Raw genomic sequence first — 13,914 nt, 5'->3', positions numbered from 1 at the left:
GCCGTGACCGCTTCGTGACCTCGCCCGACCGGGGGCCCGCGCCGGTCACGCGACCGGCGCGGCGAACTCCTCCAGCGCGGCGGCCAGCGCGCCGTCCACCCGGGCGGTCAACCGCGTGCCGACGGCCTCGTGCTGCTCGCTGAGCACCTCCCCGTCGCGGTGCATCCGGGCCACCAGGTCGCCCCGGTCGTAGGGCACCAGCACGTCGACCTCGACGTCGGGGTGCGGCAGCCGGGCGGCGACGATCTCGCGGAGCCGCTCGATGCCCTCGCCGGTGCGCGCGGAGACCCACACCGCCCCGGGCAGGGCCCGGCGCAGGGTGAGCACGTCGTCCTCGGTCATCGCGTCGACCTTGTTCACGACGATCAGCTCGGGCACCGCCGCGGCATCGATCTCGCCGAGCACGACGCGGACCGCGTCGATCTGGCCCAGCGGGTCGGGGTCGGAGCCGTCGACGACGTGCAGCAGCAGGTCGGCGGCGGCCACCTCCTCCAGCGTCGAGCGGAAGGCGTCGACCAGCTGGTGCGGCAGGTGCCGCACGAAGCCGACCGTGTCGGTGAGCGTGTACTCGCGGCCGTCGGGCGACTGGGCCCGGCGCACCGTCGGGTCCAGGGTGGCGAACAGCGCGTTCTCCACCAGCACGCCGGCGCCGGTCAGCCGGTTGAGCAGGCTGGACTTGCCGGCGTTGGTGTAGCCGGCGATCGCCACGCTCGGCACGGCGTTGCGCCCGCGGCTGGAGCGCTGGGTCGCCCGGGCGGTCGCCATGCCGGCGATCTCCCGGCGCAACTTGCTGACCCGCGCGCGGATCCGCCGCCGGTCGGTCTCGATCTTCGTCTCACCGGGACCGCGGGTCCCGATGCCGCCACCGCCGGCGACCCGGCCACCGGCCTGGCGGGACAGCGACTCACCCCAGCCGCGCAGCCGCGGCAGCATGTACTGCATCTGGGCGAGCTCGACCTGCGCCTTGCCCTCCCGGCTGGACGCGTGCTGCGCGAAGATGTCGAGGATCAGCGCGGTCCGGTCGACCACCTTGACCTTGAGGATCTTCTCCAGCGCGTTGAGCTGGCCAGGGGTCAGCTCACCGTCGCAGATGACGGTGTCGGCGCCGACCGAGGCGACGATGTCGCGGATCTCGGTGGCCTTGCCCGAGCCGACGTACGTGCCGGCGTCCGGCTTGTCCCGGCGCTGGCTGACCGCTTCCAGGACCTGCGACCCGGCAGTCTCGGCCAGCGCGGCGAGCTCGGCCAGGGAACGGTCGGCGTCGGCCTGCGTGCCCTCGGTCCAGACACCGACGAGCACCACGCGCTCCAGGCGCAGCTGCCGGTACTCGACCTCGGTGACGTCGGCGAGCTCGGTGGAGAGGCCGGCGACCCGGCGCAGCGCCCCTCGCGCCTCGAGCGCGTAGGAACCGGTGGTGTCGTCCGGCTCGTCCCACTGCCCGGCGGGGGCAGGACGGGCGTCGGTGAAGCCCTGGTCGTCGGTGGGCGCGGACTCGGGAGCGGTCGTCATCGACTCCAGCGTGGCACGCCCCGGGATTCGAGTCATCTGAGTTGTCATCACCGGGTACAACACCGCGAGGGCCCCGGGCCATCCCGCACGCGTGACCGTTCCGCCACCGGGTAGGGGGCAGGGAGGCAGGTCGACCGGGAGGAGCACCCGATGAGCGAGACCGGCTCGAGCCCGACGGGGCGCGAGGGGGAGATCGACGACCCGGGCCGGGACCCCGCGGGCCTCGACCCACCGCGCAACCTCCTCGGCGGCCCCGACCAGGACACCGGTCGGGGCGCCCCCCGGGGCAGCGGGAACGTCGGGCCCGCGGACAAGCCCGAGGCGCCGACGGACGAGCCGGAGACCCGGGCGGACACGCCCGACAACCCCTGACCGGGACCAGCCCGGGGAGGGTCAGCTCCCGAGCCACTCCTGGCTGAGCTCGCCGACGCCCACGATCACCGCCGGTCCGCTGAGGACCGTCGTCCCCGGCTCGATCCGCACCGCCAGCCGGCCGCCGGGGACGTCGACGACGACGCGGCCGGTGCTCGCGCCGGCCGCCTCGAGCGCCGTCCAGGCGGCCGCGCAGGCGCCGGTGCCGCAGGACCGGGTCTCCCCCACGCCGCGCTCGGACACCCGCAGCCGGATGTGCGCGCCCGGCTCCACGACGTTCACGAACTCCACGTTGACGCCCTCCGGGAAGAGGCCCGCGTCGACCCCGGGGGCGCCGGTGAGGTCGAGGGTGTCGACGTCGACGTCGGTGAGGCAGGCCAGGTGCGGATTGCCCATCGAGACCGCGCGGCCGGCGAACGAGGCGCCGCCGAGCGCGGCCGCCCCGTGGCCGAACGGCCGGGCCGGACCCATGTCGACCCAGTAGCCGCCATCGGGCGTCACCCCCACCAGGCGGGGCCCGCCGCGGGTGCCGACGAGGACGCCGGCCGCGCAGGCCGAGCGGTCGAGCAGGCCCTCGGTGATCAGCCCGTGCAGGAACAGCCGGATCCCGTTGCCGCACATCTCCGCGTGGGAGCCATCCGCGTTGCGGTGGTCCATGAACCACTCGCAGCGGCCGAGGGACCCGCCGAGCACGGCGGGGGCGTCGGGCACGTGCACGCTGCGGACGACGCGCAGCACGCCGTCCCCACCGAGGCCCGACCGGCGCTCGCACAGCCGGCGCACCATCGCCGCGTCCAGCCGGTCCTCCGGCCACACCGTGCCGTCGGGGTCGGGGAGGACGACGAAGTCGTTCTCCGTGCCGTGCCCGATCAGGACCCGCGCCGTGCCGCTCACCGGCCGATCGTATGCGCGGCGATCACCGCGGCCGCCGCCTCGGCCAGGTCGGGCCGGCCGGCGTCGAGCCAGGTGGCCCCCCGGTCCCGCCGGAACCACGAGCGCTGCCGCCGGACGAACCGGCGGGTGGTGGTGACGGTCCGCTCCCGCGCCTCGTCGGCGGTCAGCGCACCGTCCAGCTGCGCCAGCACCTGGGCGTAGCCCAGGGCCCGGGCCGCGGTCGGCCCCTCGCGGAGGCCGTCGGCGGCCAGCGCCTCGACCTCGGCGACGAAGCCGGCGGCCCACATGCGGTCCACCCGCAGCGCGATCCGCTCGTCCAGCTCCGCCGGGTCCCGGTCCAGACCGACGACCACGGCGGGGTAGTGCGGCCGCGGCTCGGGCAGGCTGGCCCGGAACGGCCCCCCCGTGAGCTCCACGACCTCCAGGGCCCGCACGATCCGCCGTCCGTTGCTGGGCAGCACCGCCGCCGCGGCGGCCGGGTCGACCGCCGCGAGCCGCGCGTGCAGCGCGGCGGGGCCGACCTCGGCGAGCTCGGTCTCCAGCCGTGCCCGCAGGCCCGGGTCGGTGCCGGGGAAATCGAGCTCGTCGAGGACCGCCCGCACGTACAGACCCGAGCCGCCGACGAGCAGCGGCACCACCCCGGCGGCCCGCAGCCGGTCGATCTCGGCGCGGGCCAGGCGGCGGTACTCGGCCACGGAGGCGGCCTCGCGCACGTGCCAGAGGTCGAGCAGGTGGTGCGGCACACCGTCCCGCTCGGCGGCGTCGGGCTTGGCGGTGCCGATGTCCATGCCGCGGTAGAGCTGCATGGAGTCGGCGTTGACCACCTCGCCGCCGAGCCGCCGCGCCAGGGCGACCCCCAGGGCGGTCTTGCCGGTGGCGGTGGGCCCGACGAGGGCCACCACCGGGGGCGGTGCGGTCACCGGGCCAGCCAGTCCGCGACCAGGTAGCCGACCCCGAACGGCGCCTCGTCGGCGCGCAGCCGGGCGGTGATCTCCCGGCCGTCCAGGGCCGCGCCGACCGCCCGCCAGGTGGGCACGCCCGCGGCCAGCAGCCGCTCCCCCTCGACCGGGTCGAGCGCGGCCAGCGCGGCGGCGTCGCCGGCGGCGAGCGCGGCGGCGACCGCGGCGTCGAACGGTCCGGCCGCCTCGTCGAGGTAGCCCGGCGCCTTGACGGTGCGCCGCGCCGAGCCGTCCCCCATCGCCAGGACCCCCACCGCGCCGGACAGGCCGGCCAGTACCGCGCCGAGCTCGTCGGGCGCGACGCCCAGCCGCGCCCCGGCGTGCCCCGCCTCGTCCAGCAGCCAGGCGCCGACGGTCAGCGGCAGCGGGGTGCGCCGGCCGCCGGGCCGCACCGGCCCGGCGAAGGGCACCTCCAGGTCCACCCCGAAGCCCCGCAGGTCCCCCGCGTCGCCGGGACCGAACCGGCCGGAGGCTCCCGCACCCACCACGAGGACCACCTCGGGACCGCTGGCGAGCACGGCGTCGACCGCATCGGCGCAGGCCGCACGCAGTGCGGCGGTGTCGGCCGCGGCCCGACCGGCCACGGCCGGGAGCAGCAGCGGGGGGGACGGGCAGAAGGCCACGGACACGGTGGCGGGCACCGCCGCGACGCCGGAGCCGGCGGGGAGGGAGCTCACCGGCTCAGTCTCCTCGATGCGGCGTGGGACACTGCGGTGCGTGTCGAGCACGGAGAACGTCGGAAGCCCCTCGCAGCAGGCTCCCGCGGCGGACAGCGCAGGTTCCGAGGCGGTCACCCCCGAGGCCGGGACGGCGGCGGCGCCCACGCCGGGCGACGCCGCCCTCGCCGAGCCGACCGGGGGGACGACGGAGGCCGCCGCGCCCGCCAGGGAGACCCCGGAGACGGCGCCGCACGCCGCGAGCGCTCCCGCCGACCACGCCCCGCCGGCCTCCGATCCCGCCCGGTGGGGGCGCGTGGACGAGGAGGGCACGGTCTTCGTCCGCACCGCCGAGGGCGAGCGGGCCGTCGGCTCCTGGCAGGCGGGTGACCCGGCGGCCGGGCTGGCCCACTACGCCCGCCGGTACGACGACCTCGCCACCGAGGTCACGCTGCTGGAGGCGCGCCTGAAGGCGCACACCGGCAACCCGAGCGAGATCAAGGCCAAGGCGCAGGCGCTGGCCGAGTCCATCCCCGGCGCCACCGCCGTCGGCGACCTCGAGGGCCTGGCCGCCCGCGCCCGGGCCATGGTCGGGACCGCCGATTCCGCGGCCGCCGAGTCGCGGGCGGAGAAGGCGGCTGCCCGCGCGGCACAGATCGCCCGCAAGGAGGCGCTGGCGGCCGAGGCCGAGCAGATCGCCGCGGAGTCCACCTCGTGGAAGGCCGCCGGCGACCGGCTCAAGGCGATCGTCGAGGAGTGGAAGACGATCCGCGGCATCGACCGCAAGACCGACGAGGCGCTGTGGTCCCGGTTCGCCGCCGCGCGGGACGCCTTCGGTCGCCGGCGCGGGGCCCACTTCGCCGCCCTGGACGCGCAGCGCAGCGAGGCCCGCGCGGCCAAGCAGGAGCTGATCGCCGAGGCGCAGCAGCTGGCGACCTCCACCGAGTGGGGCCCGACCTCGGCCGCGATGCGCGACCTCATGGACCGCTGGAAGGCGGTGCCGCGCACCGGGCGGGACGGGGACGACGACCTCTGGAAGCAGTTCCGCGCCGCGCAGGACGTCTTCTTCACCGCCCGCGCCGAGTCGGACAAGGTGCGCAACGCCGAGCAGCTGGCCAACCAGCAGGCCAAGGAGGAGATCCTCGCCGAGGCGGAGGCGCTCGACCCGACCACCGACCTGCGCGGGGCGCAGAACGCGCTGCGCAAGCTGCAGGAGCGCTACGACGCGATCGGGCACGTGCCGCGGGGCGCCATGCGCGGGCTCGAGGACCGCATGCAGGCGGTCGAGCAGCGCGTCCGCGGGGCGGTCGACTCCTCCCGGGCACGGGTCGCGCCGGAGAACCCGATGGTCACCTCGATGCGCCAGGCGGTCACCAAGGCCGAGGAGCAGCTGGCCAAGGCCGAGGCGTCGGGAAACGCCGGGCGGATAGAGGAGGCGCGGGCCAACCTGGCGACCCGGCAGGAGTGGCTGGCCGAGGCGGAGAAGGCCGCGAGCCGGCGCTGAAGAAGGGCCCCGTCCTCCTCAACCCCCTCGCACGCTGGGGGGGAGCCTCCGGACGGGGCCCTCAGGCGGGGGCGCCGACGCGCGGCATGCCCAGCAGCACGCCGGGGGTGGTCGGCCGGGTGCCCGCCTCGCTCGCGTCGCCGGCCCGGGTCCGGCGGTGCGACAGCAGCGCGCCGTCGGCGACGAGGAAGTGCGGCTTGGCGTCGGTCACGACCGTCTCCACGACGTCCCCCGGTCGGACGCCGTCCGCCGCGGTGAAGTGCACGAGCCGGCCATCGCGGGCCCGGCCGGACAGCCGGCCGGTGGCGGCGTCCTTGCTCCCCTCCCCCGCGGCGACGAGCAGCTCGACGGTCCGGCCGATCTGCTTCTTGTTCTCGTCCCAGCTGATCTGCTCCTGCAGCGCGATCAGCCGTTCGTACCGCTCCTGGACGACGGCCTTCGGCAGCTGCCCGTCCATCTCCGCCGCCGGCGTCCCCGGCCGCTTGGAGTACTGGAAGGTGAAGGCGCTGGCGAAGCGGGCCCGGCGCACGACCTCGAGGGTCTGCTGGAAGTCTTCCTCGGTCTCACCGGGGAAGCCGACGATGATGTCCGTGGTGATCGCGGCGTCGGGCATCGCGGCCCGCACCCGGTCGATGATCCCGAGGTAGCGCTCCTGCCGGTAGCCGCGGCGCATCCGGCGGAGGACGTCGTCAGACCCCGACTGCAGCGGCATGTGCAGCTGGTGGCAGACCGCCGGCGTCTCGGCCATCGCGGCGATGACGTCGTCGGTGAACTCCCGCGGGTGCGGGCTGGTGAACCGCACCCGCTCCAGGCCCTCGATCCGGCCGGTCGCACGCAGCAGGCCAGCGAAGGCGCCGCGGTCGCGGAACTCGACGCCGTAGGCGTTCACGTTCTGACCCAGCAGGGTCACCTCGAGCACGCCCTGGTCGACCAGCGCCTGCACCTCGGCGAGGATCTCCCCGGGCCGGCGGTCCTTCTCCGTGCCGCGCAGCGACGGGACGATGCAGAACGTGCAGGTGTTGTTGCAGCCGACGCTGATCGACACCCAGCCGGAGTAGGCGGAGTCCCGCTTGGCCGGCAGCGTCGACGGGAAGACCTCCAGGGCTTCGGCGATCTCCACCTGCGCCTCGGCGTTGTGCCGCGCCCGCTCGAGCAGCGCGGGCAGCGAGCCGACGTTGTGCGTCCCGAAGACGACGTCGACCCACGGGGCCCGCTTGACGATCTCGCCGCGGTCCTTCTGCGCCAGGCAGCCACCGACGGCGATCTGCATGCCTGGGTGCGCGTCCTTGACCGGCCGCAGGTGGCCGAGGTTGCCGTAGAGCCGGTTGTCGGCGTTCTCCCGCACCGCGCAGGTGTTGAGCACGACGACGTCGGCGTCCGCGCCCTCCGGTGCGGCAACGTAGCCGGCCTGCTCGAGCAGACCGGAAAGCCGCTCGGAGTCGTGCACGTTCATCTGGCACCCGTACGTGCGCACCCGGTAGGTGCGCGGCGGGGCCTCCACCTGGCTGTCCATGTCACCTGCGAGAGTACGGCGCTCGCTTCGTTATGCCTTCGTGATGGCCGGGCACGCTCGCGGTTGCAGCCCGCCCGTAGGGTCGCCAGGGTGACCAGCCGTTCCAACGGAGACCCTCTCGTCCGCCTGTCCGGCGTCAACAAGTGGTTCGGCGAACTCCACGTCCTGCAGGACATCGACCTGTCCATCGACCGCGGCGAGGTCGTCGTCGTCATCGGCCCGTCCGGGTCGGGCAAGTCGACGCTGTGCCGCGCGATCAACCGGCTCGAGGCGATCGAGCAGGGTGAGATCACCATCGACGGCCAGCGCCTGCCGGAGGAGGGCAAGGAGCTCGCCCGCCTGCGCAGCGACGTCGGCATGGTGTTCCAGAGCTTCAACCTCTTCGCCCACAAGACGATCCTCGAGAACGTCACCCTCGGGCCGATCAAGGTCCGCAGGCAGTCGAAGGCCGACGCGGAGAAGCGGGCCCGCGAGCTGCTGGAGCGGGTCGGGGTCGCCGCCCAGGCCGACAAGTACCCGGCTCAGCTGTCCGGCGGCCAGCAGCAGCGCGTCGCGATCGCCCGGGCCCTGGCCATGGACCCGAAGGTCATGCTCTTCGACGAGCCGACCTCCGCCCTGGACCCGGAGATGATCAACGAGGTCCTCGACGTCATGACGTCGCTGGCCCGCGACGGCATGACGATGGTCGTCGTCACCCACGAGATGGGCTTCGCCCGCCGCGCGGCCAACCGCGTCGTGTTCATGGACGGCGGCCGGATCGTCGAGTCCGCGGACCCCGAGACCTTCTTCACCACCCCGCAGTCAGCCCGGGCCAAGGACTTCCTCTCGAAGATCCTCGAACACTGAGCCCGGCGAGAAAGGAACACACATGCGCATCACCCGGTACGCCGCCACCATGGCGGCCGTCGGCCTCGTGCTCGCCGGTTGCTCCAGCGACGCCGGCGAGCAGGCCGAGGAGGCCGCCGACAACACCGTCGAGGTGCAGGAGAACGTCGACTTCGAGGCGGGCACCACGATGGCCGAGCTGGCCGAGGCCGGCTCGATCACCATCGGGACCAAGTACGACCAGCCCGGGTTCGGCCTCCTCAACCCCGACGGCGTCCCGGAGGGCTTCGACGTCGAGGTCGGCAAGCTCATCGCCGCCGAGCTGGGCATCGCGCCCGAGGACATCACCTGGACCGAGACGGTGTCGGCCAACCGCGAGCCGTTCATCCAGAACGGCCAGGTCGACCTCGTCGTGGCGACCTACACGATCAACGACGCCCGCAAGCAGCTGGTCGACTTCGCCGGCCCGTACTACGTCGCCGGCCAGGACATCATGGTGGCCAAGGGGAACCCGGAGGGCATCACCGGCCCCCAGGACCTCGCCGGCAAGAACGTCTGCTCGGTCGAGGGCTCGACCCCGGCGCAGAACATCCGCGACCAGTACCCCGACGCCCAGCTGACGCTGTTCGACGTCTACTCCAAGTGCGCCGACGCCCTGACCAACGGCCAGGTCGACGCGGTCACCACGGACAACGTGATCCTCACCGGGCTGGTCGCCGGCAACCCCGACGGCTTCGAGCTGGTGGGCAAGCCGTTCACCGAGGAGCCCTACGGCATCGGCCTGGAGCTCGGTGACACCGAGTTCCGCAATTTCATCAACGACGTCCTCGAGGAGTCGTTCGAGAACGGCGACTGGGCCGCCGCCTGGGACCGCACCGCGGGTGCGATCACCGGCGAGGAGGCCCCCGAGCCGCCGCAGGTCGACCGCTACTGATCCCCTCCGGAGCGCCGCCGGGTGAGACCCCCGGCGGCGCTCCGCCTGCCCTGACCCCGAGAAGGAGGCGCGGTGCAGTTCTACGTCGACAACTTCGGGTTGTTCCGCGACGCGTTCCTGACAACCCTGAGCCTGTCCCTGCTGGGCGGGCTGCTGGCGCTGGTGCTGGGAACGCTGCTGGCCGCCTTCCGGGTCAGCCCGATCACGCCGCTGCGCGGTCTGGCGACCTTCTACGTCGAGACGTTCCGCAACACCCCGCTGACGGTGGTGTTCTTCTTCATCATCTTCGGGCTGCCGCAGATCGACTTCGTGATCGGCTTCTTCCCCGGCGCGGTGCTCGCCATCGGCCTGTACACCGCCGCATTCGTCTGCGAGGCGGTCCGCTCGGGCATCAACGCCGTCGCCTCCGGTCAGGCCGAGGCCGCCCGCGCCCTCGGTCTGACCTTCGGCCAGTCGCTGCGCGAGGTCGTACTCCCCCAGGCGTTCCGGACCGTCGTCCCCCCGCTGGGCAACGTCCTGCTCGCGATGGTGAAGAACACCTCGATCGCCGCCGGGTTCGCGGTGAGCGAGCTGAGCTCCCTGCTGCCCCGCCTGGTCAACGCCAACGCCGGTGAGCTGGTGCTGGTGCTCATCGGCGTGGTGGTCGGCTACATGCTGATCACGGTGCCGTCGGCGTTCGCACTCCACCGTGTCGAGCGACGGGTGGCGATCCTGCGATGAGCACTCCGGTCCTGTTCGACCTGCCCGGCCCCAAGGCGCGGGCCCGCATCCGCATCGGCACGATCGTCGGGGCGCTGCTGATCGCCGGCATCGTGGCCTTCGTCCTCATCCGGCTCAACGGCAACGGGCAGCTGGACCCGCAGCGGTGGGCCATCCTCACCGACCCCCGGAGCGGCGTGCCGCAGGCCCTCGGCGAGGCGCTGCTGCGCACGCTGCAGGTCGCCGCGGTCGGCATGGTGCTGGCGACCGCGCTTGGGCTGCTGCTGGCCGTCGGCCGGCTCTCCGACCACGCCTGGGTGCGCGCCCCGGCGAGCACGTTCATCGAGTTCTTCCGGGCCATCCCGCTGCTGGTGGTCATCTTCGCGCTGTACTTCGTGCTGCCGAAGTTCGGGCTCGAGATCAGCGCCTTCGCCGCGCTCACCGGCGGGCTGGTGCTCTACAACTCCGCCGTCCTGGCCGAGATCTTCCGCGCCGGGATCCTCTCGGTGGACCGGGGGCAGCGCGAGGCGGCCCTCGGCCTCGGCATGCGCAAGAGCCAGGTGATGACCCTGGTGCTGCTGCCGCAGGCCGTCCGGCGGATGCTGCCGGTGCTCGTGGCCCAGCTGGTCGTGCTGCTCAAGGACAGCTCGCTGGGCTTCATCATCAGCTACTTCGAGCTCCTCCGGCAGGCGCGCAGCCTGGTCGAGTTCTTCGTGCCGCGGTTCGGCAACGAGTACACGTTCCAGATCTACGTGGCCGCCGGCCTGATCTACATCATGATCAACGTGCTGCTCTCCCAGCTGGCGAAGTACATCGAGCGCCGCACCCGGCGGAACAAGAAGGCGGCGGCCGTGCACGAACTGCCGGGCGTGGAGGACGGACCGACGGGCACGCCCTCGCGCACCGGCCTGAGCACCACCACCACCTGACGATCCCGGCGCCCGACGGTCACGTCGGGCGCCGGGTACGCCGATGGAGAGGGCGTGGACACCGCTCTCCGACCCGCCGTGCCTCCGCTCCCGGCCGTGGTGCGGTTGCCCGATGCTCCGACCGACGCCGCTCAGGAGTTCGTGACCCGGATGCGCGCGGCCGCCCCGGACTTCGCCTCGGCTGCCGGCGCGGAGACCGCCGTCGTGCGCGAGGTGGTCCCGCCGGCCCGGCACCGGCGGTCCCGCTGCCGCGTGGTGCTGCGGTTCCGCGGCGGGGACGAGAGCGACCTGACCTTCCTCGGCCCGGTGAGCCGGCCCTCGGCCGCTCCCGAGCGCGCCTTCGACCTGCAGATCCAGACCTGGCTGGCCAACGGCCTGGGCACGGAGGGCGGCTGGCTGGTGCCGGACGACGAGGCCAGCGACGGCGTCGCCGTGGACGTCACCGCCTGGTCGGCGACCACCCGCTCGGCGGGCTGACCGGCCACCGCACGGCGCCCCGCTCCGGGCGGGTGCGGATCCGGCAGTCGGCAGCGTTCCGCTGCCCGCCCGGAAGGGTCACCATGGTGGTGCCGCTCAGCCAGTGAGCGACGCCGACTCGCGCCGGCTGTCGTCAGCATCCCGGGCCCAGGAGCACGGCATGACCGCACTCGCCCCGCAGCCGATCGTCAGCCGTCCCAGCGATCTGCCGCCGCCGGAGAAGGGGTCGTGGTTCACCGCGCGGCTCCGCACGACCGATCACAAGCAGATCGGGCTGATGTACCTGGTGGCGTCGTTCGCGTTCTTCTTCGCCGGCGGCGTGATGGCGCTGCTGATGCGGGCCGAGCTCGGTCAGCCGGGGCTGCAGTTCCTCTCCCCCGAGCAGTACAACCAGCTGTTCACCATGCACGGCACGGTGATGCTGCTGCTCTTCGCGACGCCGCTGTTCTTCGCCTTCGGCAACCTGGTCATGCCGCTGCAGATCGGCTCCCCGGACGTCGCCTTCCCGCGGCTGAACGCCCTGTCCTTCTGGCTGTTCCTGTTCGGCGGCACGATCGTGATGTCGAGCTTCGTGACCCCCGGCGGGCCGCCGGACTTCGGCTGGACCGCCTACACACCGCTGTCCACCATCCCCCACACACCCGGCGTGGGCGGCAACCTGTGGATCACCGGCCTCATCCTCAGCGGCCTGGGCACGATCCTGGGCGCGGTCAACTTCATGACGACGATCGTGTGCCTGCGGGCGCCGGGCATGACCATGTTCCGGCTGCCGATCTTCACCTGGAACACACTGGTCACCGGCTTCCTGGTGATCATCGCGTTCCCGATCCTCACCGCGGCGCTGTTCGCCCTGCTGATCGAGCGGAATCTGGGTGCGGTCGTCTACTCCCGTGAGATGGCCGGCCCGATGCTGTGGCAGCACCTCTTCTGGTTCTTCGGCCACCCCGAGGTGTACATCATCGCGCTGCCGTTCTTCGGGATCATCACCGAGGTCATCCCCGTGTTCAGCCGCAAGCCGCTGTTCGGCTACAAGGGGATGATCGCCGCGACGCTGGCCATCGGGTTCCTCTCGATCACCGTGTGGGCGCACCACATGTTCGCGACCGGCGCGGTGCTCCTGCCCTTCTTCGCCTTCCTCACCTACCTGATCGCGGTTCCGACCGGGCTGAAGTTCTTCAACTGGATCGGCACCATGTGGCGGGGGCAGCTGAGCTTCGAGACGCCGATGATGTTCGCGATCGGTTTCATGGTGACCTTCCTGCTGGGTGGGCTGACCGGTGTGCTGCTGGCCTCCCCACCGCTGGACTGGCACATCCACGACAGCTACTTCGTCGTGGCCCACTTCCACTACGTGGTCTTCGGCACGGTGGTGTTCGCCGCCTACGCAGGGGTCTACTTCTGGTTCCCGAAGATGTGCGGCCGGATGATGGACGAGCGGCTGGGCAAGCTGCACTTCTGGCTGACCTTCATCGGCTTCCACCTGACGTTCCTGGTGCAGCACTGGCTGGGCGACGAGGGGATGCCGCGGCGGTACGTCAACTACCTGCCCAGCGACGGGTTCACGACCCTGCACGTGATTTCTACGGTCGGCGCGTTCGTGCTCGGGGTCTCGGTGATCCCGTTCTTCTTCAACGCCGTCACGTCCTGGCGGCACGGGAAGCTCGCGCTGCGCGACGACCCGTGGGGCCACGGCAACTCGCTGGAGTGGGCGACCTCGTCCCCGCCGCCGCGCCACAACTTCGTGGAGATCCCCAAGATCCGCTCGGAGCGGCCGGCCTTCGAGGCCCACTACCCGCATCTCGTCGAGCGGCTCGACGCCGAAAAGCACGCCGGAGGGCGCCACGAGCCCTATGCCGACCGGCTCGTCGGCGGGAGCGGTCCGCGTCAGGGGAGCCGCGACCCCGACGTCACCTGACGGGCCTGCCGCCGGCGGTCGGTCGCCGTGACCCTCCCTGGCCCCGCGGCCGGCCGTGCGCCGCTGCGGCCGTGCGGCGCCGTGACACCGCGCGGGTCAGGGCAGCCAGGCGTCCAGCCCGGCGTCGCTGTGCTCGCCGGCCGTCTCGGCGGGGTCCTCGTCGGCGCGGTCGCGGTCGAGGGCCTCGCGGATCACCCAGGAGGCCATCCCGGCGCCGTAGCCCTTACGGGCCAGCATGCCGAGCAGCCGCCGCTCGGCGGTCGTCCGGTCGACCCGGCGGAGGCCGGGCAACCGCCGCTCGACGAGCCGCCGGGCGGCGTCCCACTCGTCCTGGTCGTCGACCAGGGCCACCGCTTCCTCGGCGACCTCGCCGTCGACGCCCTTGGCGCGGAGCTCCGCCTTGAGCGCCCGCCGGGCCAGACCCCTGCCGGCCTGGCGGGAGGTCACCCAGGCCCGGGCGAAGGCGGCGTCGTCGATGAGCCCGACCTCGTCGAACCGGTTGAGGACCCGTTCGGCAGCGTCGTCGGGAACACCGCGTTTCGCGAGCAGGTCGGCCAGCTGCTGCCGCGTCTTGGGGGCTCCGGTGAGTGCCCGCAGGCAAATGGACCGGGCCACCTGCTCCGGGTCGCCGGCATCATCCTCGGGCGCCCCCGGGGCGGCGTCCGGACCGTCCGGGTCAGGGGACGCTCCGGACCGCCGCCCGCGCCGACGGCCAGGAGCGGAGCGCT

At 73.3% G+C, this 13,914-nt stretch carries 14 protein-coding genes; 8 read left to right on the top strand and 6 right to left on the bottom strand.

Going from position 1 to position 13,914, the window contains the following annotated elements; genetic code table 11:
• Nucleotides 1-45: 45 nt before the first annotated feature.
• Complete coding sequence (gene hflX, locus BMZ50_RS03010) at nucleotides 46-1,509, bottom strand: GTPase HflX (protein WP_091321149.1); 1,464 nt, start codon at nucleotides 1,507-1,509, stop codon at nucleotides 46-48.
• A gap of 150 nt (nucleotides 1,510-1,659) precedes the next feature.
• Here hflX and BMZ50_RS03005 point away from each other — a divergent pair, with 150 nt between their 5' ends.
• On the top strand, nucleotides 1,660-1,881 hold the full coding sequence (locus BMZ50_RS03005; protein WP_091321147.1) for a hypothetical protein: 222 nt from the start codon (nucleotides 1,660-1,662) through the stop codon (nucleotides 1,879-1,881).
• A 21-nt stretch (nucleotides 1,882-1,902) separates the two neighbouring features.
• Here the strand turns inward: BMZ50_RS03005 and dapF are convergent, their stop codons facing one another.
• From dapF to BMZ50_RS02990, 3 genes are read right to left on the bottom strand one after another with little or no spacing between them, the layout of a single operon-like run.
• Nucleotides 1,903-2,775, bottom strand: coding sequence for a diaminopimelate epimerase (gene dapF, locus BMZ50_RS03000; protein ID WP_091321145.1), 873 nt, complete (start codon nucleotides 2,773-2,775; stop codon nucleotides 1,903-1,905).
• The gene (gene miaA / locus BMZ50_RS02995; protein WP_218146070.1) at nucleotides 2,772-3,695 is read right to left on the bottom strand and encodes a tRNA (adenosine(37)-N6)-dimethylallyltransferase MiaA; all 924 of its coding nucleotides are present in this window, start codon (nucleotides 3,693-3,695) and stop codon (nucleotides 2,772-2,774) included. The genes dapF and miaA overlap by 4 nt, the downstream gene beginning before the upstream one ends.
• Entirely contained in the window at nucleotides 3,692-4,411 is a 720-nt protein-coding gene (locus tag BMZ50_RS02990) for a class III extradiol ring-cleavage dioxygenase family protein (protein WP_091321141.1), read from the bottom strand. Before BMZ50_RS02990 ends, miaA begins: the two co-directional genes overlap by 4 nt.
• Before the next feature lie 40 nt (nucleotides 4,412-4,451).
• Here BMZ50_RS02990 and BMZ50_RS02985 point away from each other — a divergent pair, with 40 nt between their 5' ends.
• Nucleotides 4,452-5,894 (top strand): DUF349 domain-containing protein, encoded by a 1,443-nt coding sequence (locus BMZ50_RS02985; RefSeq protein ID WP_091321873.1) that lies wholly within the window; start codon nucleotides 4,452-4,454, stop codon nucleotides 5,892-5,894.
• 61 nt (nucleotides 5,895-5,955) lie between these two features.
• On the opposite strand, the gene miaB is transcribed toward BMZ50_RS02985, so the two are convergent.
• On the bottom strand, nucleotides 5,956-7,407 hold the full coding sequence (gene miaB / locus BMZ50_RS02980; RefSeq protein WP_091321139.1) for a tRNA (N6-isopentenyl adenosine(37)-C2)-methylthiotransferase MiaB: 1,452 nt from the start codon (nucleotides 7,405-7,407) through the stop codon (nucleotides 5,956-5,958).
• Nucleotides 7,408-7,497: 90 nt separating this feature from the next.
• Between miaB and BMZ50_RS02975 the strand changes: the two genes are divergently transcribed.
• From BMZ50_RS02975 to ctaD, 6 genes are all read left to right on the top strand, one after another.
• Nucleotides 7,498-8,253 (top strand): amino acid ABC transporter ATP-binding protein, encoded by a 756-nt coding sequence (locus BMZ50_RS02975; RefSeq protein ID WP_091321137.1) that lies wholly within the window; start codon nucleotides 7,498-7,500, stop codon nucleotides 8,251-8,253.
• A gap of 22 nt (nucleotides 8,254-8,275) precedes the next feature.
• Entirely contained in the window at nucleotides 8,276-9,166 is an 891-nt protein-coding gene (locus BMZ50_RS02970) for a glutamate ABC transporter substrate-binding protein (RefSeq protein ID WP_091321134.1), read from the top strand.
• 72 nt (nucleotides 9,167-9,238) lie between these two features.
• The gene (locus BMZ50_RS02965) at nucleotides 9,239-9,886 is read left to right on the top strand and encodes an amino acid ABC transporter permease (protein WP_091321132.1); all 648 of its coding nucleotides are present in this window, start codon (nucleotides 9,239-9,241) and stop codon (nucleotides 9,884-9,886) included.
• A complete protein-coding gene (locus BMZ50_RS02960) occupies nucleotides 9,883-10,794 on the top strand; it encodes an amino acid ABC transporter permease (protein WP_091321130.1) in 912 nt (303 codons plus the stop codon). Before BMZ50_RS02965 ends, BMZ50_RS02960 begins: the two co-directional genes overlap by 4 nt.
• A gap of 54 nt (nucleotides 10,795-10,848) precedes the next feature.
• On the top strand, nucleotides 10,849-11,271 hold the full coding sequence (locus BMZ50_RS02955; RefSeq protein ID WP_091321129.1) for a hypothetical protein: 423 nt from the start codon (nucleotides 10,849-10,851) through the stop codon (nucleotides 11,269-11,271).
• A gap of 160 nt (nucleotides 11,272-11,431) precedes the next feature.
• Nucleotides 11,432-13,186 carry an aa3-type cytochrome oxidase subunit I gene (gene ctaD, locus BMZ50_RS02950; RefSeq protein ID WP_091321127.1) on the top strand — a complete coding sequence of 585 codons (1,755 nt, stop codon included), beginning with the start codon at nucleotides 11,432-11,434 and terminating at the stop codon, nucleotides 13,184-13,186.
• Between the two features lie 96 nt (nucleotides 13,187-13,282).
• On the opposite strand, the gene BMZ50_RS02945 is transcribed toward ctaD, so the two are convergent.
• A complete protein-coding gene (locus BMZ50_RS02945; protein ID WP_245753312.1) occupies nucleotides 13,283-13,801 on the bottom strand; it encodes a regulatory protein RecX in 519 nt (172 codons plus the stop codon).
• Between the last annotated feature and the right edge of the window lie 113 nt (nucleotides 13,802-13,914).

Source organism: Geodermatophilus ruber (assembly GCF_900114385.1).
In the GTDB taxonomy this organism is placed as follows: Bacteria; Actinomycetota; Actinomycetes; order Mycobacteriales; family Geodermatophilaceae; genus Geodermatophilus; species Geodermatophilus ruber.
This window is presented reverse-complemented; position numbering and strand designations above follow the sequence as displayed.